Annotated in this window: 24 protein-coding genes and 1 tRNA gene; 4 read left to right on the top strand and 21 right to left on the bottom strand. The window is 64.1% G+C overall.

Going from position 1 to position 25,764, the window contains the following annotated elements; genetic code table 11:
* The first annotated feature begins 4 nt into the window (after positions 1-4).
* Genes UC34_RS08010 through UC34_RS08000 form a run of 3 tightly spaced genes read left to right on the top strand, consistent with a single transcriptional unit; the run spans position 5 to position 2,381 of the window.
* Entirely contained in the window at positions 5-334 is a 330-nt protein-coding gene (locus UC34_RS08010; RefSeq protein WP_044455126.1) for a DUF3649 domain-containing protein, read from the top strand.
* A complete protein-coding gene (locus tag UC34_RS08005; protein WP_418303924.1) occupies positions 331-2,070 on the top strand; it encodes a PepSY-associated TM helix domain-containing protein in 1,740 nt (579 codons plus the stop codon). Before UC34_RS08010 ends, UC34_RS08005 begins: the two co-directional genes overlap by 4 nt.
* Positions 2,067-2,381 carry a DUF3325 domain-containing protein gene (locus UC34_RS08000; protein WP_072617445.1) on the top strand — a complete coding sequence of 105 codons (315 nt, stop codon included), beginning with the start codon at positions 2,067-2,069 and terminating at the stop codon, positions 2,379-2,381. The genes UC34_RS08005 and UC34_RS08000 overlap by 4 nt, the downstream gene beginning before the upstream one ends.
* Here the strand turns inward: UC34_RS08000 and ribA are convergent.
* The 14 genes from ribA to UC34_RS07935 all read right to left on the bottom strand — a co-directional run bounded on the left by ribA (position 2,347) and on the right by UC34_RS07935 (position 15,479).
* Positions 2,347-3,006, bottom strand: a complete 660-nt coding sequence (gene ribA / locus UC34_RS07995; RefSeq protein ID WP_044457897.1) for a GTP cyclohydrolase II — start codon at positions 3,004-3,006, stop codon at positions 2,347-2,349. The genes UC34_RS08000 and ribA overlap by 35 nt on opposite strands.
* A 275-nt stretch (positions 3,007-3,281) precedes the next feature.
* Entirely contained in the window at positions 3,282-4,058 is a 777-nt protein-coding gene (locus UC34_RS07990) for a class II aldolase/adducin family protein (protein WP_044455125.1), read from the bottom strand.
* Between the two features lie 106 nt (positions 4,059-4,164).
* Entirely contained in the window at positions 4,165-5,085 is a 921-nt protein-coding gene (locus tag UC34_RS07985) for a LysR family transcriptional regulator (protein ID WP_044455124.1), read from the bottom strand.
* A gap of 137 nt (positions 5,086-5,222) precedes the next feature.
* Positions 5,223-5,372 (bottom strand): hypothetical protein, encoded by a 150-nt coding sequence (locus tag UC34_RS25620; protein WP_167370646.1) that lies wholly within the window; start codon positions 5,370-5,372, stop codon positions 5,223-5,225.
* A 141-nt stretch (positions 5,373-5,513) separates the two neighbouring features.
* A complete protein-coding gene (locus UC34_RS07980; protein WP_044455123.1) occupies positions 5,514-5,927 on the bottom strand; it encodes a hypothetical protein in 414 nt (137 codons plus the stop codon).
* Entirely contained in the window at positions 5,924-7,606 is a 1,683-nt protein-coding gene (locus UC34_RS07975; RefSeq protein ID WP_044455122.1) for a GMC family oxidoreductase, read from the bottom strand. The genes UC34_RS07980 and UC34_RS07975 overlap by 4 nt, the downstream gene beginning before the upstream one ends.
* Before the next feature lie 62 nt (positions 7,607-7,668).
* On the bottom strand, positions 7,669-9,201 hold the full coding sequence (locus UC34_RS07970; protein ID WP_084070437.1) for an aldehyde dehydrogenase family protein: 1,533 nt from the start codon (positions 9,199-9,201) through the stop codon (positions 7,669-7,671).
* Positions 9,202-9,211: 10 nt separating this feature from the next.
* Entirely contained in the window at positions 9,212-10,246 is a 1,035-nt protein-coding gene (locus UC34_RS07965; RefSeq protein WP_052810945.1) for an ABC transporter substrate-binding protein, read from the bottom strand.
* A 115-nt stretch (positions 10,247-10,361) separates the two neighbouring features.
* A complete protein-coding gene (locus UC34_RS07960) occupies positions 10,362-11,183 on the bottom strand; it encodes an ABC transporter permease (RefSeq protein WP_044455121.1) in 822 nt (273 codons plus the stop codon).
* Entirely contained in the window at positions 11,180-12,040 is an 861-nt protein-coding gene (locus UC34_RS07955; RefSeq protein ID WP_052810944.1) for an ABC transporter ATP-binding protein, read from the bottom strand. Before UC34_RS07955 ends, UC34_RS07960 begins: the two co-directional genes overlap by 4 nt.
* 83 nt (positions 12,041-12,123) lie before the next feature.
* Positions 12,124-12,720: a glutathione S-transferase family protein gene (locus UC34_RS07950; RefSeq protein ID WP_044455119.1), complete on the bottom strand. Its 597-nt coding sequence runs from the start codon at positions 12,718-12,720 to the stop codon at positions 12,124-12,126.
* A 40-nt stretch (positions 12,721-12,760) separates the two neighbouring features.
* On the bottom strand, positions 12,761-13,132 hold the full coding sequence (locus tag UC34_RS07945; RefSeq protein WP_044455118.1) for a RidA family protein: 372 nt from the start codon (positions 13,130-13,132) through the stop codon (positions 12,761-12,763).
* Between the two features lie 62 nt (positions 13,133-13,194).
* Positions 13,195-14,325, bottom strand: a complete 1,131-nt coding sequence (locus UC34_RS07940; protein WP_044455117.1) for an LVIVD repeat-containing protein — start codon at positions 14,323-14,325, stop codon at positions 13,195-13,197.
* 11 nt (positions 14,326-14,336) lie between these two features.
* On the bottom strand, positions 14,337-15,479 hold the full coding sequence (locus UC34_RS07935; RefSeq protein WP_044455116.1) for a cupin domain-containing protein: 1,143 nt from the start codon (positions 15,477-15,479) through the stop codon (positions 14,337-14,339).
* 308 nt (positions 15,480-15,787) lie between these two features.
* Here UC34_RS07935 and UC34_RS07930 point away from each other — a divergent pair, with 308 nt between their 5' ends.
* Positions 15,788-16,423 (top strand): FadR/GntR family transcriptional regulator, encoded by a 636-nt coding sequence (locus UC34_RS07930; protein ID WP_044455115.1) that lies wholly within the window; start codon positions 15,788-15,790, stop codon positions 16,421-16,423.
* A 96-nt stretch (positions 16,424-16,519) separates the two neighbouring features.
* On the opposite strand, the gene UC34_RS07925 is transcribed toward UC34_RS07930, so the two are convergent.
* The 7 genes from UC34_RS07925 to fdnG form a co-directional block, all read right to left on the bottom strand.
* A tRNA-Sec gene (locus UC34_RS07925) sits at positions 16,520-16,615 on the bottom strand.
* Entirely contained in the window at positions 16,615-18,525 is a 1,911-nt protein-coding gene (gene selB, locus UC34_RS07920; RefSeq protein WP_044455114.1) for a selenocysteine-specific translation elongation factor, read from the bottom strand. The genes UC34_RS07925 and selB overlap by 1 nt, the downstream gene beginning before the upstream one ends.
* Positions 18,522-19,949, bottom strand: a complete 1,428-nt coding sequence (gene selA / locus UC34_RS07915) for an L-seryl-tRNA(Sec) selenium transferase (protein WP_044455113.1) — start codon at positions 19,947-19,949, stop codon at positions 18,522-18,524. The genes selB and selA overlap by 4 nt, the downstream gene beginning before the upstream one ends.
* 17 nt (positions 19,950-19,966) lie before the next feature.
* The gene (gene fdhE, locus UC34_RS07910; RefSeq protein WP_044455112.1) at positions 19,967-21,010 is read right to left on the bottom strand and encodes a formate dehydrogenase accessory protein FdhE; all 1,044 of its coding nucleotides are present in this window, start codon (positions 21,008-21,010) and stop codon (positions 19,967-19,969) included.
* Between the two features lie 45 nt (positions 21,011-21,055).
* Positions 21,056-21,703 carry a formate dehydrogenase subunit gamma gene (locus UC34_RS07905; RefSeq protein WP_044455111.1) on the bottom strand — a complete coding sequence of 216 codons (648 nt, stop codon included), beginning with the start codon at positions 21,701-21,703 and terminating at the stop codon, positions 21,056-21,058.
* Positions 21,704-21,705: 2 nt separating this feature from the next.
* Positions 21,706-22,656: a formate dehydrogenase subunit beta gene (gene fdxH / locus UC34_RS07900; RefSeq protein WP_044455110.1), complete on the bottom strand. Its 951-nt coding sequence runs from the start codon at positions 22,654-22,656 to the stop codon at positions 21,706-21,708.
* A 9-nt stretch (positions 22,657-22,665) separates the two neighbouring features.
* Positions 22,666-25,734: a formate dehydrogenase-N subunit alpha gene (fdnG, locus tag UC34_RS07895; RefSeq protein WP_157123078.1), complete on the bottom strand. Its 3,069-nt coding sequence runs from the start codon at positions 25,732-25,734 to the stop codon at positions 22,666-22,668.
* Positions 25,735-25,764: the final 30 nt, after the last annotated feature.

Below are 25,764 nucleotides of genomic sequence, written 5' to 3'. Positions count from 1 at the left end.
CGTCATGGCTCAGGTTCGTCGCGCGCCATCGGCCAACACCGGCGGGCTCGGCCGGCGAGGCGCACTCGTCGCCCGCATCGTGGCGGCCATCGGCGGCGGTTACGCCGTTGCCGCCCTCGCCAGCGTGGCTGTCCTTGCCTTGCCGATGAGCAAGCCACAGGCGGTCATCACCGGAGAGCTGGCGAGCTTTGCGATCTATGCGGGCGCCGTCGTGTGGGTGTTCGCGGCGCGCAGTGCGTGGCGTGCCTGGGCCGGCCTGCTCATCGTCGCGACACCGCTCGCACTGGCGGCGTGGGCCGTCGCGTGCGGATGGGTGCCGGGAGGGGCGACATGACGCCTGAGCCGAACACCGAGGTGAAGTCGGCGAAGACCGGGATTTCCATGGGCGCATTGAAATCCCGGCAGCCCGCCCCGCCGCCGGGACGTGGCATCCGCCAGACGATGTCGGACCTGCATACCTGGGCCGGCCTGCTCGTGGGCTGGCTGCTGTATGCCATGTTCCTCACCGGCACCGTGAGTTACTTCAGGGACGAATTGTCGCAATGGATGCGCCCTGAGGTGCCGCACAGACAGACACTGCCAGATCCAGCTGTCGTTGCGCAAAGCGTTGCCAACCGGTTGACGACGCTTGCCGCTGGCAGTGCGCAATGGGGCATCACCTTGCCGACCGAGCGCAATCCCGTCGCGAGCGTGTTCTGGCGCACGGCGCCGGTACCCACGGGCACTGGAAACACACCGCGTCGCACATTCGAGGAAGCGACGTTCGATCCAACGACGGGCGAGACACTCGGAACGCTCGGAACGCGCGAGACCCTCGGCGGTGACTTTTTCTATCGATTCCATTTCCAGTTCCATCCGTTGCCGGTCCTGTGGGGACGCTGGCTCGCCGGTGTCTGCGCCATGTTCATGCTGGTGGCGATCATCAGCGGCGTAATCACGCACAAGAAGATCTTCGTCGACTTCTTCACCTTTCGGTGGGGCAAGGGACAGCGTTCGTGGCTAGACGCGCACAACGCGCTCTCGGTCTTCGGCCTGCCCTTCCACCTGATGATTACCTACACGGGTCTCGTCACGCTCATGGCGATGTATATGCCGTGGGGCGCGCAGACTGCCCTCAAGACACCGGTCGAACGCGCGGAACTGGCTGCGCAGTTGAGTGCCTTCCCCGCGCCCGGCAAGGCGACTGGACAGAAGATGCCGCTTGCCTCCATCGAGACGATGGTGCGCGAGGCACAGGCTCGCTGGGGCGCACACGACGTGGGACGTGTGACCGTCACGAACGCGGGCGACGCGGCCGCACGTGTTGCCGTCACGCGCGGCGATGCCACGCGCGTATCGATGAGCCCACAATATCTGCTATTCGATGGCGCCACTGGCAAGGTGCTCGAAGTCCATGACGGCGTCGGCGCCGCCGCCGAGACTCGCGGCGTGATGTACGCCCTGCACCTCGGACGCTTCAGCGATCTCCAGTTGCGCTGGCTGTACTTCCTGGTGAGCCTCGGGGGAACGGCGATGGTGGGCACAGGGCTGGTGATGTGGACCGTGAAGCGTCGCACCCGGCTGCCGGACCCGACACGACTTCACTTCGGGTTTCACGTGGTCGAGCGTCTTAACATCGCGGCGATTGCCGGCCTCTCGATCGCCATGACGGCGTTCCTCTGGGGCAATCGTCTGATTTCGCGCGACGTCATCGAGCGCAGCGCCGCGGAAGTCCACACGTTCTATTGGGTATGGGCAGCGACGCTGCTATACGCACTGGTGCGCCCGGCCCGACGTGCATGGATCGAGTTGCTGTGGATCGGCGCGGCTGCGCTTGCCCTGCTGCCAGCACTCAACGCCGTCACCACTTCGCGCGGCCTATGGCAAAGCGTGACGACCGGGGACCGGGTCTTTGCCGTCATGGATCTGGCGTTGTGGGCGTTCGCCGCGCTGCATGCGTGGCTGGCCGTGAGAACCGCCCGCCATCGGCCGAAGACGAAGCCCTCCCGCGCGGCGCTTCCAGGCAAAACGACGTCGCCCGCCTCGGGGAGCGCCACCGTCAACGCGCCGTTGGGCGAGGATCGCGCATGATGGCTCTCCTCACGTTTGCTTTCTGCCTTGCGGGCTTTGGCGCCCTCGCACTGGCGACGGAACGTCAGCAGCAGACGTATTTCAGCGGCGTCTGCGCGTCACGCACGCGGCGCTACCGGCGGATCGGCTGGACAGCGCTGGTCGCAGCGCTTGTCGTCACCGTGGCGCGACAGGGATGGGGACTGGGGCTGGTGAACTACAGCGGGCAGACCAGCATGGCCGCCGGTCTGGTCTATCTGGCGCTCATTGTGGCCGAGCGGCGGGCAGCGCCTGCACTTACTCGTTCTCTTCGAAGTAGTGCCCGAACTTGACCTGCTTGGTCCGGATATAGCGTTCGTTCTCTTCGCGCATCGGAATATCGAGCGCCACGCGCTCGCTCACGGGGATGCCGTGCTTGATGAGCGTATCGAACTTCTTCGGATTGTTGCTCATGAGGCGTACCGAACCCACCCCCAGAATGCGCAGGATGGCGGCGGCGGAATCGTATTCGCGGGCGTCGTCGGGCAAGCCGAGATCGAGGTTCGCCTCGACCGTATCGCGGCCCTGCTCTTGCAGCAAATACGCACGAATCTTGTTGCTCAGGCCGATGCCGCGCCCCTCATGACCGCGCAGATACAGCATCACGCCACGGCCTTCTTCGGCAATCTTGCGCATGCCGGCGTCGAGTTGCTCACCGCAGTCGCAGCGGTAGGAGCCGAACACGTCCCCCGTCAGGCATTCCGAATGCAGGCGCACCAGCGGCGGCAGATCGACACCGCTCGCGCCCGTCACGTCGCCCATCACCAACGCCAGATGCTCGTTGCTGCTGTCTTTGACGCGAAACGCGTGGGAGGTAAAGGTGCCATAGCGGGTGGGCAGCGTTGCCGTAGCAACAAGCTCGACGCATTCGCCTGCGTCGCAGTTGAGCGTGGCAGAGGCAGTACCAGGGGACTTCATGTTGACGTTCAAACGGGCTGAAATTGGGAGTCGCGTGCCATCGCACAGCGATGGCGTGTGCTCGGAGTGTACCGCCATTTGCGAATTTCAGCCGACAGCGCCCTGCAACACACTGTTGCACAGGGCTGTCCAATGCGCTGTCGTGCGCGCCCGACCGGCATGAACGCTCGGTTCCCGACGCCTCGACGGCCCGCGAGCGCTCGATCTACCCCGCACCGCGAAGCTTTCGGGAAGCCCGTCCAGCGAATCGACGCCACGGCGGTGAAGGCTCTGTTTTAGCACTGCGCCCGGAAAGCAACCCGCACGAGCGCTTCGAAGACGTCGCGCCCGGCACCGAAAGCCGGATCGAATTGCAGCGCATCGCGCGCGCATTTTTCCGTAATGTCGGGGGCGATCGTCAATGACGGTCCCATCATGCTGGTTGCCAGCTGGATTTCACAGGCGCGGTTCAGCGTCCAGAGATAAGTCAACGCTTCGGGTACGCTGCCGCCCCAGGAAAGCAGACCGTGATTGCGCAGAATCACCGCCTTTCGCCCGTCGATGCTGCGAATCAGTCTCGGCCCCTCCTCCGGATCGACGGTGACACCTTCGAAATCGTGGTACGCCACGCGCGCCTGCAATTGCGCGCTGTAGAAGTTGTCGCTGCGCAATCCGGCTGCGGAACACGCGACGGCAACGCCCGCCGTCGTATGGGTGTGCATGACACAGTGCGCCCCGGGCAAACCGTTGTGCAGCGCTGCATGCACCGTGAATCCGGCCGGATTGATCGGGTATCGGCTATCCCCGAGGATATTGCCCGCGCCGTCGACTTTAACGAGATTGAGCGGCGTAACTTCAGAGTAATGCAACCCGAAGGGATTGATCAGGAACGCGGGCGGGTTGGCACTGCTTAAACGAAGCGTGATGTGGTTGTAGATCAGTTCCGTCCAGCCGAGGTAATCGAACACCCGGTAGCAGGCGGCCAGCTCACATCGTGCGGCCCATTCGCTGTCGTCGATATCGTCTGGTCGCTTGAGCGAAGCGAATGCGGGCAATGCAGAAATCGTTGTCATGCTGCGTGTCTCCTCAGTTCCCGGAAGAGTCTACGCGGCGCCGCGTCGCGTATCGCGATTTTCGCTTATCGATTGCTTAAACGCGCTTACGAATGGGCACAGCGCGTCATTGCGCCAGCGCCTTGTACCAGTCGCCGACCCAGTGCACAAGGAAATCGTGAAATCCGGCGGCGGCCGGCGATAGCGCACGTTCTTTCGAGTAATAGAGACAGATTTGCCGGATCGTCTCCGGTTTTCCGGTTCGGCGCATCACCAGACCCTGGCTGCGCGCGAAGCCCTTAACGTAATCCGGCGCGAGCGTGACGGAAAGGCCCGCACGTGCCAGTCCGAACGCGGTGGTCACGTTCTCGACGATCTCGACGGGCAACACGCGCTGGCTGTCCGGCTGGTCGCTCAGCATGCGCGTCACGCTGTACTCGTGGTCGCGTCCGGTGGCCACCACGGACGCTTCGCGCAACGCCTCCCACGGCACGACGTCGTAACGCGCGAGCGCGTGTTGCGGCGAACACCAGACCACCCATGGGCTGTCGAACAGAGGCGTGGCGCTCACCCGTTCGCCCAGCGGTTGATTGGGGCCTAGCGCAATGTCGATCTGCGCGTCGGCAACGGATGGCACAAGTTTTTCGACTTCGACGTCCGACGGCCGCACGCTCACGTTCGGATGCAGATCGCGGTACGCGGCAATGGCATCGGGCAGGACGGCGGCACACAGCACGAGCGGCGCGCCGACGCGAATAACGCCTGACGCCCGCTCCCGGATGTTCCGAGCCGAACGCTCCGCCGCGTAGAGTTGCGTCATGGCGGCCGACGCAGCCGATAGAAAGTCTGCACCGGCCACCGTGAGCGAGACACGCCGCGTGGTCCGATCGAAGAGCCGGAAACCGACTTCACGCTCCAGCTCACCGAGCAACTGACTGACGGCCGACGGTGTCAGACAGACCCGGTCGGCGGCTCGCGCAATGCTCCCGCAATCGGCAATCGCGAGGAACGTCTCAAGCTGTCGGGCATTCAGTCGGCTCAGTGCCATAGGTCCTTCATCCGCGGCGAAAATGACGCGTGAGTCATGCGCTCAGCCATTCGCGCAAGTCCTCGGTACGTCGGCCCTCTTGCCGTCTGGCGTGGCTGGCGCCGCCCGCACGAGCGGCGATCCGTTCTCGACCGGGCTCAGCAGTTGCCCTTCTTCGCCTGTCCGGGGGGACAGAAACCGTTGCCAGGGCCACCACGGCCGCCGTGCGGCCCATCGTCAGGCAGATAAACGGCACAACTGGTAAGCAGGACCGATGCGGCGAGCAGCAGGAACGTAAGTTTTTTCATGTTGGAAGACCTGTAGAACCCCGGACAGAGCGCGACATCTGCGTGCCGTATCGGCGCTATTTTACGGGATCGCGGGAATCACCTGCCCCTCATCTCCCTCACCGCCTTGCCCCTGCCACCGGAGCCGCTAGCCCAACTCGCCTAGAAGCTGCAGCAGTCGCAAAGCAGTTCCGGATTGAGCAGATCCGGCGGGCGTCCACCGAGTCGTCCAAAACCGAAAGCCGCCAGAAGATTCTCGACGGCACGTTCGGCGTCGGGCGAGGACATCGCCCGCACGCCCGCGCGCGTCATGGCCGCAATGTCCATGCGCGGCTCGTGCGAGGTCAGGCAGCACACGGCCTGAAGCGTGTCGAGACCGTCCAGCAGTTGCGCATCAATGACGTCGCGTTCGCCCACCAGGGCGGCTGCCGCCGAGCGCAACTGCTCGCTCATGTCCTGCGCGCCGGTGCACAGCGTCACCTCGAAGAAGCGATCCAGGCGATCGATGGCCGCGCCGCACAATGGCTGTGTGACGACGACCCGATGCCGCCGCATCCCTGCGAGCGCGAGTTTCATGCGGCCACCGCTCGCGTGTCGACGGGGGCGGAATGGGCGGGCGGGACGGCTCGCGTCGGCACCCGGTCGCGAATCAGGTCGGCAGCACGCTCCGCAATCATGATGACCGGTGCGTTGATGTTTCCCGACGTCAGGTCCGGCATGACAGAGGCGTCGACCACTCGCAGATTGCGCACGCCCTTGACGCACAACTCGCTATCGACCACGGCCATCGGGTCGTCGTCTGCCCCCATGCGGCAAGTGCCTGCCGGGTGGTGGACCGTAATCGCCGATTGGCGAATGAACGCGTCGATGTCCGCGTCCGACGAACGCGATGGCCCCGGCGCGATTTCCGCACCGATATACGGCGCCAGACTCGGTTGCGCAGCAAGGTCGCGCACGATACGCACGGACGCGCGCAGTGCCGCCCAGTCGTATGGCGTCGAGAGGAAATTCTGATGGATGCGCGCCTTGGCGGCAGGGTCGCTCGATGTCAGCCGGATTTCCCCACGGCTTTGCGGATGCAGCAGCACGGTGCGGCACGCAAAGCCATCGTTGAACGGCTGCCTGAACGGCTTGAAGTATGGCCATGCACCGAGCGGCGCCGCCGTGAGCAGCAACTGAAGGTCCGGCGCTTCGCTGGGCACGGGCGCTTCCCCGCTGTGCATGAAACCGACCACCCCGCCGGGCACGTCCGACGCAAATCCCTTGCCCGTCAAGTACGCGCGGATCAATTGCATGCCGATGCGGTCCAGCCGCATCATCCGATGGAAGGGGCCGGGGCTGGCACGTCGATACATGACGATCACCGAAGGATGATCCTGAAGGTTGCGCCCGACGCCGCGACTGGCCACCGTCACGGGCACATCGATCTGCGCGAGCCGCTCCGGATCGCCAATGCCCGAGAGCATCAGCAGTTGCGGCGTGTTGATCACGCCCCCGCACAGCAGCACCTCGCGCGCAGCCCTAGCCACGTGTTTGACGCCGTTTTGCCAATACTCGACGCCGACCGCCTTGTCGCCTTCGAGCACGACGCGCGAGGCATGGGCATTGACCTCGACCCGCAGTCCCGCACGCTGGCGCGCCGGGTGCAAATACGCGCTTGCCGCACTACAGCGGCGACCGTTTCGAATCGTCATTTGCAGGCGACTGAATCCGGCTTGCGTCGCGCCGTTGTAATCGTCGACCCAATCGTGCCCGGCCGTCTCGGACGCGCGCTCGAATGCGCCGAGCAGCGGATCTTCGTAGCGACAACGCTGCACATTGAGCGGGCCGTCGCCGCCGCGAAACGCGTCGCCTCCCCCCTCCCACCGCTCCTGCCTGCGGAAGTACGGCAGCACGTTGTCGTAGGACCAGTCGGGTAATCCGTAGTCTCTGGCCCATCGATCGAAATCCGCCCGATTGCCACGCACGTGAGCCATCGCATTGACCGAGGACGACCCGCCGACCACCTTCCCGCGCGCGCATTCCACGCTTCGTCCTCCAACGTTCTCTTCCGGCTCGCAGTCGTACATCCAGTCGTGCAAACGCTTGGTCAGTATCTTGCCCCACCCGAGCGGAATATGAATCCACGGATCGCGATCCCACCCGCCTGCTTCGAGCACGAGCACGCGCGCGCCGCTATCCTGCGTCAGGCGATTGGCGAGCGTACAGCCCGCCGAGCCCGCGCCAACGATGATGTAATCGAAAGTGGTTTGCATGTGTCCTGCCTTCTGATGATCAACTCGAATGACCCACTCGGATGTCGGATCCGGTCGGCGGATCAGTGCTGTGCGGCCACGCGACGCAAACTCACGTGAATGTTCTTTTCCTGCGTGAACGACAACATTTCGCCCAGACACTCCTCGCGCCCCATACCGGACTGCTTCATGCCGCCGAACGGCGCGCCAAGAAAGTGCTTGCCGACTTCGTTGATCCACACAAAGCCCGCGTTGACCCGTGAGGCCGTGCGCATGCCCTTTTCGAGATCGTTCGTCCAGATGGCACACGTCAGGCCATAGTCGAGTCCATTCACATCGGCCAGCATCTGCGCTTCGTCGTGCCACTTGATGACGCTCAGCACCGGCCCGAAAATTTCCTCCTGCGCGATACGCATTTGCGGCGATACGTCGGCAAATACCGTCGGCTCGACGTAATACCCCCCGGCCAGCGACGGGTCGTCGGGCACCTTGCCGCCACACACCAGGCGCGCGCCCTCTTCGTGGGCCGACGCGATATAGGACAGCACCCGCGCGTGCTGCGCCTGGCTGATGATCGCGCCCATGGTCGTTTTGGGATCCGTCGGCAGGCCAGGCACAAAGGCCTTGCAGCGCTCGACGATGCGCTCGATGACGGCGTCGTAAAGGCTCTCATGCAGGAACAGGCGGCTGGTCGACCCGCACGATTGCCCGCACCACGTGAAATTCATGCCGGCCACGGCGCCAGCGGCCAGCGCATCGGGATCCACGTCCGGGTAGGCAATGAGCGCGTTCTTGCCGCCCAGTTCCAGCAACATCGGCTTGAGTCGCTCGGCAGCGCCACGCGCCACCGCACGTCCCGTGGGAATGCTTCCGACCAGTCCAAGCATGCCCACGCCGGGATGCGACACCAGCGCCTGCCCCACATCGCGCCCGCCATTGATGATCGACACGACACCCGGCGGAAACAGGCCGCCAACGATCTCCGCGAGTCGCAACGACGACAACGGCGCCTGTTCCGGCGGTTTGATGATCACGGCGTTGCCAGCGGCCAGCGGCGCGGCCATCTTGCCAGCCGCGAACATGAACGGGTGATTGAAAGCGACGATTCTCGCGACCACGCCCACCGGTTCGCGCACCGTAAAGTCGATGGCCTCCGGCCCCATTGGGATCGAAGCCCCTTTCATCTCGGTAACGAGCCCGGCGAAAAATTCGAAGAGCGCGGCGGCGACCATCACGTCCGAGGTCATTTCGGCCACCGGATTGCCGCAATCGGCAGCGTCGAGCCGCGCCAGATCGGCAGCGTGCTTGCGCATCTCGACAGCCGCTGCCTTGAGGATGCGGGCGCGTTCGAGCGGCGGGGTGTCTCGCCACACGGCAAACCCCTGCCGTGCGGCCCCAACGGCCGCGTCGACATCGGTCGCATCCCCTACCGCCACCCGGCCGATGCGCGACCCGTCGCCCGGGCTGTGGATATCTTCGTACCGGCCCGCGTGCGGCGCATGCCATGCGCCGCCGTAATAGAGGCCGTCCTGAGCCGGCAGGACCAGCCCCGCCGCGCAACCTTGCCGTGACGAAGCGGCGACATCCTGCGTGTTATCGGTCACGATCGCGTTCATCTCCGTCTCCTTACTTGCGCAGCGGCTTGGCCGCCGTCAGGAATTTCATGTCGAAACCGCCGCTGGCTTTCGCGCCCGCTTCGATCGAACCCTCCTTGCGCAGGATGTCGAACATATCGCCCCAGCGCCTGGCGTCGACCCAGCCAATGCCGTGGGTCGCGGTATCGCCCGAGTACATCGTGTGCTTGAAATCGGCGTCGAGTTGCTCGGCGAGGATCTTCTCCTGGCCCTTGTACTCGGGGTTGGCCTTGACGATGGCCGCGACCGCTTCGTCCGGATGCGTAATGACGTAGGCAAACGCCTCCATGTAGGCATTCACGAAGCGCTGCACGAGTTGGGGATTCGATGCCACCATCTTGTCCGAAGTGAACATGCCGGAGCCGTACACATTCAGACCATGGTCGGCCGCCTGAAGGATCGACAGTGACCCCGGCCCGCCGGTCTTTTCTTCGAGCAGTGGCACTTCGGCATCGATATAGCCCGGCACCGCGTCGACGCGCCCCATCACCAGGTAATTCTCGTAAGGCGGCGCAACGGTGCTTTGCTTGATATCCGCAAGCGACATGCCGTTCTTGCTCAGAAAGGCTTTGAGGAACACGTAAGTCGAACCGGCCGGGTGAACGCCGACGTTCATGCCTTTCAGATCGGTGGCCGCGTTAAGCGGCTTGCGCGACTTGATCGACACCATCGCCAGCGGGCTTTTCTGGTTGACCGCCACGAGCGTGGTGTTGGCCGCCCCCTGGGTGCGTGCGACAAGCAGCGTGGAGAGATCGCCGAAACCGAATTGCGCGCTGCCATTGGCGACCATGCGCAGCGCATCGACCGAGCCGGTACCCTTGCGGATCGCCGTCACATTGATCCCCTGCTTTGCGAACATGCCCTTGTCGCGTGCGACGAAGAACATGGCGTGGTTACCCCGCACGATCCAGTCAAGCTGGACGACGACGTCATCTGCCGCGGGCGCCGCCAGTGCCGCCGATGCCCCGGCGCCCAGCAACGACGCGCACAAGAGAAGACCCGAAAACAGTTTGCTCAATCTGCTCACGCTGGAACTCCTGCAAGAAGGAATGCTAAGAAAGCGCTCGTGGCGACCTCCGGCCGACGAGCCCGGGGGCCGATTCATCCCCCGGTTTGAAAATATCCGGCGATCACTCCGGCAATCAGCGATGCGCCTCGCCTCCCCAGGTAATGAAGCGGGATTCGAACCCTTCGACGGCGTAGTAGAACAACACCCCCAGTAACGACACCTGCACGAGCGCGGCGAACACGAGAGGCATCTGCATCTGTGTCGAGGCGAACTGAATCACGTAGCCCAGCCCCGCCGACGCGCCGGCGAACTCGCCGACGATGGCGCCGATCACGCTCAGCGTGATCGCCACCTTGATGCCGGCCATCAGCGCAGGCAACGAATGCGGTATCTGCACGCGCGTCAGGATCTGCGTTCGGGTAGCCCCCACCGACTTGAGCAGCGCCACGAGATTCGGATCGGCCGAGCGCAGGCCGACGAGCATGTTCAGCGCCACGGGAAAGAACGCCATCACGACGATCAACAGAATCTTGGGCATCAGGTCGTAGCCGAACCAGAGAACGAAAATCGGCGCGAGCGCAATCTTTGGGACGTTCTGGAACACGACCATCAGCGGGTAGACGGCGCTGCCCAAACGTTCGAATCGCGCGATGCACACGGCCAGTGCCGCGCCAACGACGCTCGAGAGCACGAATCCGTAAAGCACTTCGCGTGCCGTGACCCAGGTCGCTGCGGCGAGCTCGGGCTGCTTCGCCACCAGGGCGCCAACGACCTGCGTCGGTGTCGGCAACACGAACACGGGCACGTCGAACGCGCGCAACCCGGCCTCCCACAACGCCAGCAACACGATCATCAGCGCGACGCCCGGCCCTGCACGCCAAAGGCCCCGGAACGGCTTCGGCGCCGCACGCCCGCGCGCACCGGCGGGTACGACTTCGGTAGGCGATACGCTCATGATGTCCTCCCGGCACGGTGGCCTTCCTTGAGTCGTTTGCGCAAATGCGAGGCCGTCTGCGCAAATTCGAGCGTCGCGTAGCTGTCCTCATTGCGGGGATACGGCAACGGCACGCTCAGGCATTCGAGGATGCGTGCCGGTCCCGTTGCCATGACCGTCACGTCGCGCGAAAGGAACACCGCTTCGTCGATCGAATGCGTCACGAAGACGATCGTCTTGCCGGTGCGTTTCCAGAGATCGAGAAGAAAGTCGCTCATCTCTTCCCGCGTGATCGCATCGAGTGCGCCGAACGGTTCGTCCATCATCAGCACTTCGGGATCGAGCGCCAGCGCGCGGGCAATCGAGACACGCTGTCGCATGCCGCCGGACAACTGCGACGGTTTGCGGTCCACCGCGTGACCGAGGCCGACGATGTTCAGCAATTCGAGGGCGCGCGTACGAATGGCCTCCTTGTCGCGCAGCGTGCCGACCAGTTCCATCAGCAGGCAAACGTTATCGAGCGCGCTCTTCCACGGCATCAGCGCCGCCTCCTGAAACACGAGTCCGATACGCCGCTGCCGAACGGCTTCCGAAGGGGGCATGCCCCCAACGCTCACGCGTCCCAGCGTGGGCGCCTGCAAGCCCGCGAGCACCTTCAGCAGCGTGCTCTTGCCGCAACCCGACGGACCGACGAGCGAGGTGAAGCCACCGCGCTCGACGGACAGGTGAATGTCGTTGAGCACGCGATTGACGCGGCCGCGCGTCTCGAAGTCGACGCAAAGGCCGCGCACGCTGATATACGGCTCAGGCGAGGCGCTCGCAGCACTCGCGCTTGAGGCGGCCCTCTCCGGCCTATCCGGCCGATCGAGACTTGGCATGGGGACACTCCCGTCTTGCTGTTGGCTTGAGGATCGCCGCACCCCGGGGCGACCGGAACGCGGCCTGAATACGCGGCGTCGGGTCAGCCCGCGCTCGTGGCTTTGACGAACGCGGGGCGCTGTTCGATACGCGCGAGCCATGCCGCGATGCCCGGAAACGTCGGCAGGGCGTACGGAAAGCGTACGCAACGCTTGACGAGCGGGGCCAGCGCCACGTCCGCGAGACTGAATGCCGGACCGGCACACCAAGGCAACTCGCGCAATTGGGCGTCGAGAATTTTCAGTTCTGCCGCGAGATTCGGCCCCGTGTCGGCCGCCTGTTCGTCTGCGGGTTTTTTCGCGTCCTTGAAGCCTGCGAGATACACGGGATTGAGCGATGCAAGGGTCCAGTCCATCCATCGCTCCACGAACGTGCGCTGCGCCGGGTCGGCCGGATAGAGCGACGCGCCGTGACGACTGGCGAGATAGCGCAGGATCGTGTGCGACTCCCAGATCACCAGTTCGCCGTCGGCAAGCGTGGGCACCTTGTTGGTGGGGTTCATCGCGAGATACTCCGGCGTGCCCGTGTTGCCGAACTGGCGACCGTAGTCCAGCCGCTCATAGGGCTGTCCCAGTTCCTCGAGAAGGAAAATGACTTTCTGCACGTTGCCGGAAGTGGCGCGTCCGTAGAGCTTGAGCATGTCGGTGTCCTCGGGTAAGGGTCGTAGCCGATGCGGTATGTCACAGCGGCCGGTAAGCAATGCATTCGATCTCGATGCGCGTGGTGATCACCGCGCGCGCTTCGACCGTGGTTCGGGCAAGGCGCCCGTCCGGGAAATACTCTTTGAACACGCCGTTGTAGCGACCGAAGTCGCGGGCGTCTTCGAGATAGACGGTCGCCTTCACGACGTCGGACAGATCGCACCCGGCCTCGCGAAGCGCCCGCTGCACGGCGAGAATCGTGGCCCGCGTTTCCTCTTCGATCGTGCCGCCGATCATCCGTCCGTCTTCGTCCTTGGCGACTTGTCCGGAAACGAACACGAAGTCGCCTGCCCGTACGGCCGGATGGAAGGGAAGATTGGGGTTCTTCTTGCCGTGTACCGAAATCGTCATTGCAGTCCTCGTGTCCTTGGCGATCCGTGCGCCGGTGGTTATCGGGTTTTGCGCTTACGCGCTCACCCGGGGAAGCACTCGATGATGTCGATGCCCTGTTGTCGGTCGAGCAGGTATACGAGTCCGCGATCGTCGATGGTGACGTCGTTCGACGAGGCACGTTCGCACCCGGCGGGGGCGTCCGGTTCGTAGTAAGCCATCTCTTTCGGCGCAAACGGGTCGGCAATGTCGACGAGCCGCATGCCCTTTGCGAACCACGCGAACGGGAGCGTCGTGCCGACGAAGCGCTCCGAGGGCTGATGACATCCCGACATCGGCTCGCGCGGCGCACCATCGGGATCGACGCCCTCGACCTGAAACGTCGAGATCGGCATCGGCTGACGTTCGTCGGTGATGTCGTAAATCCAGGCGAAAGACGGCGGCGACGGCCGCAACTTTGCGACATCCTCGTCGGCAACGACCATGACGCGACGCCCCTTGACGAGACCGGGAATCGGCAACGCCGTGTGCGTGGGGTGCGGATGTGCGGGACTGCTGTTGATGCCGGAAACCAGCTTCGGAGACGACATGTCGGAAATGTCGAGAATGAAGAAGCCGTGGTGCCAGTATGAGACGTAGAGGCGATCGCCCATGCGCAGCGGATGATGGCAGCGCGGGCGCACGTAGTCGTCCCAAGGGTATTCCTCGCCCGCGCCGACGTTCTGTCCCGGAATCCACCAGCGCCCGACTTCCTCCGGGCGCTCGGGGTTGGCGAGATCGAGAATCTTGACGATGTTGCCGACAAAACCCTCGGCCGTCGGCGAGATGTAGGCGTAACGGCCATCGAAGTCATACCGATGCACGCCGCCCGCTTCGCCACCGGAATACCAACGCGAAATCGGACGCGGCTCGGACGGACGCGTGACGTCGAAGATGCCGAGACCGCCACCGAACTCGGGGGCCCCCTCGCGGAACTTCTCGTAATTCACCAACATCACGCCGTCCTGCACACGCACCTTGTGCGAGTGCCAGCCCATCGGCACTTCAAGCGTTGCCAGCAGACGCGGATGCCTCGGATCGGAAACGTCGTAGATCGACGTTCCCGCCGGCGGACGCATATGCGAGACATACAGGATATTGCGCTCGACCCACACCTGCCCGCCCCCGGGACAGTCGATATGGCTGACGAGGCGCGTATTCCATGCCTTGGCCATGACGGCGTCCCTTAATCGAGGAGGAGAACATCGCCGCCGGCCGTCTTGCCCCAGCGCTGCAACAGGCCGAACGCACGAAGCGCCGGTTCATCGCTCGCAATGAATACGATGGCTGGCTGCGTAGCGCTCGTGTTCTCGTATTGCGCCCAAGTGCCGCCAGGCACCGCGAGCGTATCGAACGGGTTCGTCTCGAAGGTCTGCTCGTCGAGCACGGCACGCACCGATCCCTCGAGCGGCGAGACCAGCAGGCTCGCCGTCTGTTTCATCGGCAGCGTGCGCTCGCCGGGGCGCAGCATCTGCATGAAGAACGTCATGGTCTTGTAGACGGGTCCGCCACGCAGGGGATCGACGTACTCGATGCGAAGTCCCTCGTAGGGGTTCTCCGCCCATTCGCGATGCTTCTCGAGCAACTCGCGCACAGCCTCGTAGCGGTAAATGAACATCGGCGATGAACCATTGGCGCCACGGCGGTGGTCGACGAAGCGCGGCATCAGCCCGCCCGTCCCATAGGTAATCGCCGAATAGTCGGCGGGAAAACGTGCCGACTGCTTGCGCATCGCCTCGCCGCCTTCGGTGTAATCGTGATCGAACGACAAGGCATTGAGCGTTTCGACCAGCGGGTAGTCGAGCACCGAAAGATTGATGGCGGGCTCGCTCCCCACATTACCGTGGTTGTGCCACGTATCGCGCGGCGTGAGCACCATGTCGCCCGGGCCGAAGACGACGTCTTCGCCCTCCACGCCAGTGAAGTTTTGCGAACCGGTGAGCCCGAGCCGGATCGCGCTTGCCGTGTGGCGATGCGGCGGCATGATCTCGTTCGGATCGTTCAGACGGTAGGCGGTGTACAGCGTGGTGACCGTCGCGCGACGGGGCTTGAGCCCGGGGTTGGTCAGAATCAGCGAGCGGCGATCGGAGTCTGCCGTAGAGATCAGGCGCGCCGATTGTTGCAGCAGGGGTTCCAGCACGTCCTTGAAGCGCCACAGGTAGGGTACGGCGCGCTGTCCCTGCATCAGTTGCTTGATTTCGTCGTGCTCGACATCGGCGCTTCGCGCCCAGAACGGGAACAGGTGCGCGTTACCGATCTCCTCGTACATTTGCCGCGTCTCGTCTTGTTCGCGACTGCGAACGGCGGCTGCCTGCGTGGCTTGCATCATGCTGCGGTACCTCCGAGTGGGGTTTTACCAACTGCCGATGCAAACGATTAGATCAATACAAATTTTTGGTGTCAACCAAAAATGTATTTGGTTATTATGGTTGGTATGTTTTGGTTGTTTATCTTGGTTGAACCAAAAATTCATGAAATCGAATCATGGGGAACGGACTACGCGCCGAGTATATGGACAAAAGGGAATAACCAAAGCAGGGATGCCGTTGGTCGGGCAAGCTGAATTCCGATATCATGCGGCCTCGATAATTTTTTTGGCGTGCAACCAAATCCATTGGTTGTGGTGGAGAAAAAACGATGGTTGACCTGGTTGAAAGTCTGCGGAGCCGTCTCGCCAACGGCGACACGTTGCCGGCAGAGCGACAGTTGGCCGACGAACTCGGTGTGAAGCGCCATCAATTGCGCAATGCGCTCAAGGTGTTGCGCGAGGAAGGCGAACTGGAGACACCGCGCGGGCGTGGCGAGGGGCAATCGAAGCGTAACGGTGAGTTGCTGGCCGGGCGTACCAATGTGCTCGAAGTGATTGAGCTTCGGCTGGCGCTGGAGCCGTTTCTTGCGCGGCTGGCCGCCGTCAGGGCGACCCCGCTGGAGATCTCTCGCATCGAACGGGCGGCGACCACGTCGCCCGGCGCCGATCGTGGATCGACGGACCTCGCCTTTCACCGCGCCGTGGCGTCGGCGTCCGGTAACGCACTTGCTGCAGACGTCTATCAGATCATCCGCCGCGTGGGCTCGGACATCCGCTTGCATATTCAGCAGCCCGTTCCTCACTGCCCCGAGCGAATCCGGCAACGCGACCGGGAACATCAGGCGATCGCGCAGGCCATTCGCGATCGGGCGCCGGACCGTGCAGAGACCGCCATGCGTGAACACCTGATCCGCGTGCGCGAACAGATCATGGCGCGCATGGTGCCGGGCGGCCAGCAGAGCTGAACACGTCGCCCCAAAAAAGAAGGGCTCCCGCGCAGGGAGCCCTCATCGTTTTTTGTTGCGTATTGGTTGCGTTTGAGTTGTGCTTTAGCCATGTCTTGGCGGAGGGCAGCCGGAGTCGAACCGACCTGGGAACGTCTGACGCCCCCAACCGGGTTTGAAGCCCGGCCGCATCACCGGATACGGATGCCTTCCTACACCGCGCCCCAGGCTACACCCGGGCGCCGTACATGCAAATCGCCAACGCGGCGAGTATATCCCGCACGGTCGAAGAACTCCAGAATCTGAATCGCGCGCTTGCGGCCCAGTCCCGTCGCATCCCGAAAGGCGCCGGCTTCCACCCTGCCGTCAGCCCCTGCAATCATGTCGGCGAGCGTCTGCACGCACGCATCGTCGTAAAACAGGTCCTTGACGATCTGATGCACCCGCCCCTGCCGCGCGAGCTTGCGCAGCACCGAACGCACCCGATCTTCCGGCACGTTCAGCTCACGTCCCATGTCACGCACCCAGGGCGGATCGAAACGCCCCTGCGCCACCTTCGGCAACAATGCCTGCGCCAGCGCGTTTTCCTCATCCGTCATTTCGACGCGATGCGTCGGCAGGTGCCACCACGCGCCGGTGCGCGCCAGCGCCCCTTCGCTCAACAAGGCCTGCACGATCACGCGCCAACGTGCCGCGTCCAGCGAGGGCCAGGTCATACGCCCCAGACGCGCCGCGTCGAGCCCCGGCTCGTCCGGCACGCGTGCGTGATAGTCGCTCAGCGAGGCGAGTACACGCGCACGCATGACCTCCCACGCCTGCGGCGCGAATGCTAGTGATTCGCCCTCGGACCCCGCGTGCACCACAGCTCCCGACGGCCATGTCCATTGCGTCGCGGGCAAGCCCGTCAACGTGATGACCTGCGTGCTCGTCAGACCGAAGGGCGATTGCGCGAGCAAGGCGTCGAGCCCGTCGCCATCGAGATACCGCGCAACGGCATCGAGCCACGCCAGTCTGGGCGCCGAACGACGCTTGCGCTCGGGCGCGGCCGGATCGAGCACGCGCCCCCCGCCGACGGTCGCCGTGGCTTGCGGATTGCGCACGATGAACCGGTCGCCCGGCATCGCGCACACCGGCGTGTCGAACACGAGCTGCACCCGCATCGACGCGCCGGGTGCAAGCGTATCCCCGCCGAGCAGCACCGTGCGCGCCTGCACATGGGTCGTGCCCAGATGCACATGCAGCGGAAACCATTGCGTGAGCGGCGCGCTACCCGGCAGCCAGTGCAGTTCGACGTCCACATTCGTCGATGGCTCGGACAAGCCCGACGCCACGATCCAGTCGCCACGCGACAACTGATCGCGCTCGACACCCGCCAGATTCAATGCGCAACGCTCGCCTGCCCGGCCAGTCTCCACAGGACGATTCTGCGCATGAATGCTGCGCACCCGCACAGGCAACTTCTGTGGCATCACCGTCAACGTATCGCCCACACGCACGGCGCCCGCAAAGGCCGTGCCCGTCACCACCGTGCCATGCCCCGTCAACGTGAAGACGCGGTCGACGGCAAGCCGGAACAGCGCATCGTCGCGACGCGCGGCGTTGCCCGACGCGAGCAACGCGCCCGCCGCTCGCGTCATATGCTCCCGCAATGCCGCCACCCCGGCATCGCCCGTCGTCGTCGCGGACACGGGAATCACTTCGGCGCGTGCAAACGGCGTGTCTGCAAGCCACGCCTCGATCTCTTTCGTCACCGCCGCCAGCCGTGCAGCATCCACCCGATCGGCCTTCGACAACGCAACCACGCCATGCCGCACGCCCAGCATCGTCAGAATGGCCAGATGCTCACGGGTCTGCGGCATGATGCCGTCGTCCGCCGCAATCACCAGCAACGCAAAGTCGATGCCGACCGCGCCCGCCGCCATCGTATGGATCAGCTTCTCGTGCCCGGGCACGTCGATGAATCCCAGCACCTCGCCATCCGGCAACGGTGTGTAGGCGTATCCCAGCTCGATGGAAATGCCGCGTGCCTTTTCTTCCTTGAGACGGTCGGTGTCAACGCCCGTCAGCGCGCGAACGAGACTCGTCTTGCCATGGTCGATGTGCCCTGCGGTGCCGACGATCATGCGCGCAACTCCGCGAACTGCAACGACAGCCGCGCTTCGTCACCCGCTTCGAGGCAACGCAGGTCGAGCCAGAGCGTCTGATCGGCAATGCGCCCGATCACGGGGTACGGCAACCCGCGCAGCGCGGCTTCGAGTCTCGCCAGCGCGCGCCCGCTGCCGCGCTTGCCGCCAGCCGGTGCAATCGCCAGCCCATAACTCGGAAGTTGCTCCACCGGCAACGCACCGCTGCCGATCTGGCTGACCATCGGGGCGGCCGTCACGGTGTAGTCCTCGCCCAGTGATTTCTCGAGCACCGGCGCCAGCCGCCCGGCTTGCGCAGCCATCTCGTCGCGCGTACGCGTGAGCAGGCGAAGCGTGGTCAGCCGCTCGGGCAAATGATCGGGATCTCGATACAGACGCAGCACCGGCTCCAGCGCCGCGAGCGTGAGTTTGCCCACCCGGAGCGCGCGCTTTAGCGGATGCTTCTTGATCTTCGCGATGAGGTCTTTACGACCGACGATCATGCCCGCCTGCGGCCCGCCAAGCAGCTTGTCGCCGGAGAACGTGACGAGGTCCGCGCCTGCGGCTATCGTCTCCTGCACGGTCGTCTCATGCGGCAGCCCCCATCGCTCCATCGGGGTGAGCGTGCCGCTGCCGAGATCGACCGCCACCGGCACGCTGTGCGGCTTTGCGATCTCCACGACCTCGGCCACATCGACGCTCTTGGTGAAGCCCGTGACTTCGTAATTACTGCAATGCACCTTCATCAGCAGCGCCGTCTTGTCGCCAATGGCATTGCGATAGTCGGCCGCATGCGTGCGATTGGTCGTACCGATCTCGACGAGCTTCGCGCCCGCATGCGTCATGATGTCGGGGATGCGGAAGGCCCCGCCGATCTCCACCAGTTCGCCGCGCGACACGACCACTTCCCGGCGCCTGGCCAGCGTCGCCAGCATCAGCAGCACCGCCGCCGCGTTGTTGTTGACGACCGTCGCCGCCTCGCCGCCGGTCAGCTCGCAGAGCAGCGGCGCGATGAGGTCGTCGCGATCGCCGCGTCCCCCGGTTGCCAGATCGAATTCGAGATTGGCGGGCGAGCTCAGCGCCTGCATGACCGACTCGATGGCGACCTCGGGCAACAACGCCCGCCCAAGGTTCGTGTGCAGCACCGTGCCGGTGAGATTGAAGACGGGGCGCAGCGTCGCGCGATTGCGCTCGGTCAACGTGGCGACGACCCGCGCGCCGAACGCGGCCGGCGTCAGCGCATCGTGGGTAAGCGTGCTGACGCGCGCCTGCGCACGACGCGCGTCGAGGTCGCTGCGCAACGCCGCAACGACCTGCGTGCGACCGAAGTCGGCGAGTGCCGCCTGAAACTCGGCCGTGCCCAGCAACCTGTCGAGCGACGGCAGATCCGCCACGTCCGCCCGCCCCTTGTCATGCTCCGCCATCGGCATCCTCGTCCCCATCAGGCGTCTTCGGCGTTTTGCCAGAGCAGCGGGTTGCCGTTGGCGCGCGCGTAGCCGGCTTCGCCCATCAGCACGTCCAGCGCCAGACTGGCGAGGTCGTCGGCGACCGGTTCGACGAACGGGTCCTTGTCCTGATAGAAGATCTTCCGATAGCTGTGGCAATCGTCACACGATTCGGCGCGAATCGGCGACGACGCCACCCGCCTGGATGCCTCGTCGAGCTTCGGTCGCCCGTCCGGCCCCTTGAGCATGCCACCGTCGGCCACTGCACTCTCAGCCGCCGAGGCCGACGCGGCGTCGGTCCCTGCGCCCGCGGTGTCGACGACGTGATACGCAACGTGCTCGCTCGCTTCACAATGCGTGCACTTCACGCGGACCATGTGCCACTCGGTCGCGCACAGCCCGCAGCAAAGATAACGATAGCCTTCATGCGCGCCCCCGATGCGCACCACGCTTGCCACCGGCAGCGTGCCGCAAACGGGGCAGACATTGGGGACGTCGAGCATGGGCACTTCACCGGCCTCGAAGGTGCTCGCCACGCCGGTCCAGAGGACTTGCAGCGCCGCCATCAGAAACGGCGCGCTCGCGGCATCGACACCCTTGCCGTGTCCCGCGAGCAATGCCTGTGCACCGGCTTCGAGCGCTGCCGGGTCGGCCGCGCGAACACGCTCGATCACCCCTTTGACGGCGGCGGGCAACGCCGGCTGCGCCGCCACCGCATCGAGCAGCGGGACGAGCAACGGCTGCCAGCGCCCGGCGTCGTAACCGCCGGAGGCGGGCACGAGCGGCATGCAGTGCTGCTGCGCCTGTTCGATGGACTCGGGCGAGGGACGCTCAGCCTGGAAGTTGTCGAGCACATGCTGCTGCGCGTCCACGAGTGCGGCCATTAGCCGCAGGTAGTCACCCAGCGGATGGCCGTCGGCCAACTGACGCAAACGTGCGGCGCGCGCCGAAAACACTTCGGCGCGTTGCGGCATGCGCAAACGGGGAATGGAGGTGCGATCGAGCGATTCAATCTGCCCGGGTTCGAGAATGCGTTGCAAGGTGGCCGGCCTCGTATGAGTGTCCGGCCACCAGCAGGGCCGGACTTATTTGTTGAGCTGCTTGTACCAGGCGCGATGATGTTTCCACGCCCAGCCGCGGGTGACGGTACCGCGCGTCATGGCGCGCACGGAACCCTTGATCCAGATCGCCGCGTAGATGTGCGTAATGATGCCGCAAATCAACACGAATGCACACACCGCATGCACGTCGGATGCCAGACGAATCACCCAGATCGGGAAATAGAACGCGAAGTACGCGCGCCAGATCACGATGCCCGAGAGCAACAACCCGATCATGCACAACACCATCACGTAGAAAAGCAGCTTCTGTCCGGCGTTGTAGCGCCCGACCTCCGGCAGATTTTCCTCGCGATTGTTGAGCACGTCGCCGATGTGCTTCATCCACTCGGCGTCGCGTTGCTCGAACTTGTTGTAGCGGGCGAGCCGCAGCGCGAGCCACACGAAAGCGATGAACATCACCAGCCCGACGAACGGGTGCAGAATCCGTGTCCACGGCCCGCCACCGAAGAGATTGGTGAGCCAGAACATCGACGGATGGAACAGCGCCAGCCCGGAGAGCGCGAGCAGAATGAAGGTGCCCGCGACGATCCAGTGGTTGATGCGCTCCGCGGCGTTGTAGCGCTCGATCAGGTCGTCTCGACCCGACTTGCCAACTTCAGCGTCATGCGCCATGGTCAGACCTCCTCGTGCGTGCGAACGCCCTTCTCGCCGTCGGGACCGCCGCCCTTGCGGGAGGCATCGTACCGGCGGGCCTGCGCTTCATCTTCCTCGGTCGTTTCGTTCGGACCGCTCTTGATGTAGTGGAAGAACCCGGCGATGGCCGTGAGCGCCATCGCGGCCACGCCCAGCGGTTTGGCAATGCCCTTCCAGAACGTCACCATCGGACTGATGCGCGGATTGTCCGGCAAGCCGTGATACAGCGACGGCTTGTCGGCATGGTGCAGCACGTACATCACATGCGTGCCGCCCACGCCGGCCGGATCGTACAGCCCGGCGTTATCGAAGCCGCGCGACTTCAGGTCTTCGATGCGCTCGGCCGCCTGATCCTTCATGGCGTCCTTCGTGCCGAACATGATCGCGCCGGTCGGGCAAGTCTTGACGCAAGCCGGCTCCAGTCCCACGGACACGCGATCGGAACACAGCGTGCATTTGTACGCCTTGTGGTCCTTTTGCGAGATGCGCGGAATGTTGAACGGACACCCGGTAATGCAGTATCCGCACCCGATGCACGCTTCTTCGTGGAAGTCGACGATGCCGTTGGCGTACTGCACGATCGCGCCCGGCGACGGGCACGCCTTCAGGCAGCCCGGATCCTCGCAATGCATGCAGCCATCCTTGCGGATGAGCCATTCCAGGTCGCCCTTCGGATTTTCGTACTCCGTGAAACGCATGAGCGTCCATGAGTCCGCCGTCAGGTCGGCCGGGTTGTCGTACACCCCGACATTGGTGCCGACTTCGTCGCGCAGATCGTTCCACTCCATGCACGCCGTCTGACATGCCTTGCAGCCGATGCACTTCGAGACATCGATGAGTTTGGCGACGTCGCCCGTGTGCGCCTCACGCACAGAGGGCGACGGCAAGGTCGTTGCCGAGCGCCGTTTGATATCCAGTGATTGCAATGCCATGGCGCCCCCTTATGCCTTCTCGACCTTCACGAGGAACGACTTCACCTCGGGTGTCTGCGAATTGGCGTCGCCGACGATCGGCGTGAGCGTGTTCGCGAGGAACCCGGGTTTGGTCAGCCCCTTGAAGCCCCAGTGAATCGGAATGCCCACGTGGTGAACCGTCTTGCCGTCCACCTTGAGCGCACGCAGACGCTTGGTGACGACCGCCTTGGCTTTGATATAGCCCCGGTTGGACGACACCTTGACCGTGTCACCCGCGACGACCCCGATCTCCTTGGCCAGCGCCTCGCCGATTTCGACGAATTGCTCAGGCTGGATGATCGAGTTCAGCAACGCGTGCTTGGTCCAGTAGTGGAAATGCTCGGTCAGACGATAGGTCGTGGCCACATACGGGAACTGCTCGGCGCGGCCCATGGTGGCCAGATCGTCCGGGAACACGCGGGCGCCCGGATTGCTCGTGGCCTTGGGTTGCTTCGGATGCAGCGGGTTGTAACCCAGCGGCGTCTCGAAAGGCTCGTAATGCTCGGGGAACGGTCCTTCGGCCATGGCGCCCTTGGCAAAGAAACGCGCAACGCCCTCGGGGTTCATGATGAACGGACTCATGCCTCCGGCCGGATCCTCATCCGCCTTGAAGTCCGGCACATCCGCGCCCGTCCACGCCTTGCCGTTCCAGTAGACCAGCTTGCGCTTCGGGTTGAACGGCTTGCCCGCGACGTCGGCCGACGCACGGTTGTACAGAATGCGACGGTTCGCCGGCCACGCCCAGGCCCAGTTCAGCGTCTGACCGATGCCGGTCGGATCGCTGTTGTCGCGCCGGGCCATCTGGTTGCCGGCCTGCGTCCAGGCGCCTGCGAAGATCCAGCAGCCTGATGACGTGCTGCCGTCGTCCTTGAGCTCCGCGAAGCCCGACAACTGCTCACCCGCCTTGCGCGTGACCTTGGTCGGATCCTTCGGATCGACGAGGTCCTTGAGCGCGCGGCCGTTGTACTCCTTGGCGAGCTCTTCCGGCGTCGGGCTCTCGGGCTGCGCATACGGCCAAGCGAGATTGACGATCGGGTCGGGATACTTGCCGCCCTGCGTCTTGTACATCTCGCGAAGGCGCAGGAACAGCGCCGACATGATCTCGATGTCGGTGCGTGCCTCGCCCGGCGGCTCACCGCCCTTCCAGTGCCACTGCAACCAGCGTCCCGAGTTGACCAGTGCGCCATCCTCTTCGGCGAAACAGGTCGTCGGCAGACGGAATACTTCCGTCTGGATCTTGCTGGAGTCGACGTCGTTGTGCTCACCGAAGTTCTTCCAGAACTCCGACGTCTCGGTGGCTAGCGGATCCATGATGACGAGGAACTTGAGCTGGGCGAGCGCCTTGTCCCACTTGACCTTGGCCGGGGTCGCGGCAAGCGGGTTGAACCCTTGCGCGATGTAGCCGGTCATCTTGCCCTTGCTCATCAACTCCTGCACTTGCAGCATGTCGTACGGCTTATCGAGCTTGGGCAGATAGTCATAGCCCCAGTTGTTCTCGGCCGTTGCCGCGTCGCCCCACCAAGCCTTCATCAGGCTCACGTAGAACTTCGGATAGTTCTGCCAGTAGCTCAACTGGTTCGGACGCAGAGGCTTTTGCGTGCGGGCCGTCAGATATTGCTCGACGGTCTGCTCCGCCTGCTTGGGCAACGACATGTAGCCCGGCAGCAGGTCGGTCATCAGCCCGAGATCGGTCAGCCCCTGAATGTTCGAGTGACCGCGCAGCGCGTTCATGCCGCCGCCCACCGCACCGATATTGCCCAGCAGAAGCTGCACCATCGCGCCGGTACGAATGATCTGCGAGCCGATCGAGTGCTGTGTCCAGCCCAGCGCGTACAGGATCGTCATGGTGCGCGTCGGGGTGGAACACTCGGCAATCTGCTTGTAGATGTACTCGACCTTGTCGGCTGGTGTCCCGCACACGCGCTCGACCATCTCGATGGTGTAGCGCGAGTAGTGCTGCTTCATCAGCTGGAACACCGTGCGCGGGTGTTGCAGCGTCGGATCGGTGAGGACGTAGCCGTCCGCGCCCTTCTGGTAATCCCAGGAAGACTTGTCGTAGGTGTGCTTCTCGGCGTTGTAACCCGAATAGATGCCGTCTTCGAACGAGAACTCGTCTTTCACCAGGAAGGTGAAGTCCGTGTAGTTCTTGACGTATTCATGCTGGATCTTGTCGTTCGTGAGCAGGTAGTTGATCAACCCGCCGAGAAAGGCGATATCCGTGCCGGTACGGATCGGGGCGTAGTAATCCGCCACCGATGCCGAGCGGTTGAAGCGCGGGTCGACGACGATCAGGCGCGCCTTGTTGTGCGCCTTCGCCTCGGTCACCCTTTTGAAACCGCACGGGTGTGCCTCGGCGGCGTTGCCGCCCATGATAAGTACCAGATCCGCGTTCTTGATGTCGACCCAATGGTTCGTCATCGCGCCACGGCCAAACGTCGGGGCAAGACCTGCCACCGTCGGGCCGTGTCAGACACGTGCCTGGTTATCGAATGCCAGCATCCCGGTACTGCGGATGACCTTGTGCGTGATGTAACCGACTTCGTTGCTCGACGCCGACGCGGCCAGCATGCCGGTCGTCAGCCAACGGTTGACCGTCAGCCCGTCGTCCGTCTTCTCGACGAAGTTGGCATCGCGGTCGGCCTTCATCAGCTTGGCGATGCGATCGAGTGCGTCGTCCCAGGAAATCCGTTCCCACTTGTCGGACCCCGGCTTGCGGTACTCCGGATGGGTCAGACGATTCGGGCTGTGGATGAAGTCGATGAGGCTCGCCCCCTTCGGGCACAGCGTGCCACGGTTGACCGGGTGGTCGGGGTCGCCTTCGATGTGGAAGATGCTCTTCTTGGCGTTCTTCGCGCCGTCGCCGTAGCTGTACATGAGCAGACCACAGGCGACGGAGCAGTACGGACAGGTATTGCGGGTTTCGGTCGCTCGCGCCAGCTTGAACTGACGGACCTCCGCCAGCGCCGCGTCGGGCGCGAACCCGAGCATTGCCAGGCTGGACCCGGCCAGCGTTGCGCCACTCACTTTCAGGAACTGGCGCCTGGACATATTAAGCATGGGGGAATTCTCCTCAAATTTTGAGAAACT

Origin of the sequence: Pandoraea vervacti (assembly GCF_000934605.2) — a bacterium.
Classification (GTDB): domain Bacteria; phylum Pseudomonadota; class Gammaproteobacteria; order Burkholderiales; family Burkholderiaceae; genus Pandoraea; species Pandoraea vervacti.
This window is presented reverse-complemented; position numbering and strand designations above follow the sequence as displayed.

Coding starts and splice junctions, on each gene's coding strand:
- UC34_RS07970 (WP_084070437.1), bottom strand. CDS start 9,201: ATGAACGCGATCGTGACCGATAACACGCAGGATGTCGCCGCTTCGTCA.
- UC34_RS07975 (WP_044455122.1), bottom strand. CDS start 7,606: ATGCAAACCACTTTCGATTACATCATCGTTGGCGCGGGCTCGGCGGGC.
- UC34_RS07960 (WP_044455121.1), bottom strand. CDS start 11,183: ATGAGCGTATCGCCTACCGAAGTCGTACCCGCCGGTGCGCGCGGGCGT.
- UC34_RS07905 (WP_044455111.1), bottom strand. CDS start 21,703: ATGGCGCATGACGCTGAAGTTGGCAAGTCGGGTCGAGACGACCTGATC.
- UC34_RS07940 (WP_044455117.1), bottom strand. CDS start 14,325: ATGGCCAAGGCATGGAATACGCGCCTCGTCAGCCATATCGACTGTCCC.
- UC34_RS08005 (WP_418303924.1), top strand. CDS start 331: ATGACGCCTGAGCCGAACACCGAGGTGAAGTCGGCGAAGACCGGGATT.
- UC34_RS08000 (WP_072617445.1), top strand. CDS start 2,067: ATGATGGCTCTCCTCACGTTTGCTTTCTGCCTTGCGGGCTTTGGCGCC.
- UC34_RS07950 (WP_044455119.1), bottom strand. CDS start 12,720: ATGCTCAAGCTCTACGGACGCGCCACTTCCGGCAACGTGCAGAAAGTC.
- UC34_RS07955 (WP_052810944.1), bottom strand. CDS start 12,040: ATGCCAAGTCTCGATCGGCCGGATAGGCCGGAGAGGGCCGCCTCAAGC.
- selB (WP_044455114.1), bottom strand. CDS start 18,525: ATGATCGTCGGCACCGCAGGGCACATCGACCATGGCAAGACGAGTCTC.
- selA (WP_044455113.1), bottom strand. CDS start 19,949: ATGGCGGAGCATGACAAGGGGCGGGCGGACGTGGCGGATCTGCCGTCG.
- UC34_RS25620 (WP_167370646.1), bottom strand. CDS start 5,372: ATGAAAAAACTTACGTTCCTGCTGCTCGCCGCATCGGTCCTGCTTACC.
- UC34_RS08010 (WP_044455126.1), top strand. CDS start 5: ATGGCTCAGGTTCGTCGCGCGCCATCGGCCAACACCGGCGGGCTCGGC.
- UC34_RS07935 (WP_044455116.1), bottom strand. CDS start 15,479: ATGATGCAAGCCACGCAGGCAGCCGCCGTTCGCAGTCGCGAACAAGAC.
- UC34_RS07985 (WP_044455124.1), bottom strand. CDS start 5,085: ATGGCACTGAGCCGACTGAATGCCCGACAGCTTGAGACGTTCCTCGCG.
- ribA (WP_044457897.1), bottom strand. CDS start 3,006: ATGAAGTCCCCTGGTACTGCCTCTGCCACGCTCAACTGCGACGCAGGC.
- UC34_RS07945 (WP_044455118.1), bottom strand. CDS start 13,132: ATGACGATTTCGGTACACGGCAAGAAGAACCCCAATCTTCCCTTCCAT.
- UC34_RS07930 (WP_044455115.1), top strand. CDS start 15,788: ATGGTTGACCTGGTTGAAAGTCTGCGGAGCCGTCTCGCCAACGGCGAC.
- fdxH (WP_044455110.1), bottom strand. CDS start 22,656: ATGGCATTGCAATCACTGGATATCAAACGGCGCTCGGCAACGACCTTG.
- UC34_RS07990 (WP_044455125.1), bottom strand. CDS start 4,058: ATGACAACGATTTCTGCATTGCCCGCATTCGCTTCGCTCAAGCGACCA.
- UC34_RS07980 (WP_044455123.1), bottom strand. CDS start 5,927: ATGAAACTCGCGCTCGCAGGGATGCGGCGGCATCGGGTCGTCGTCACA.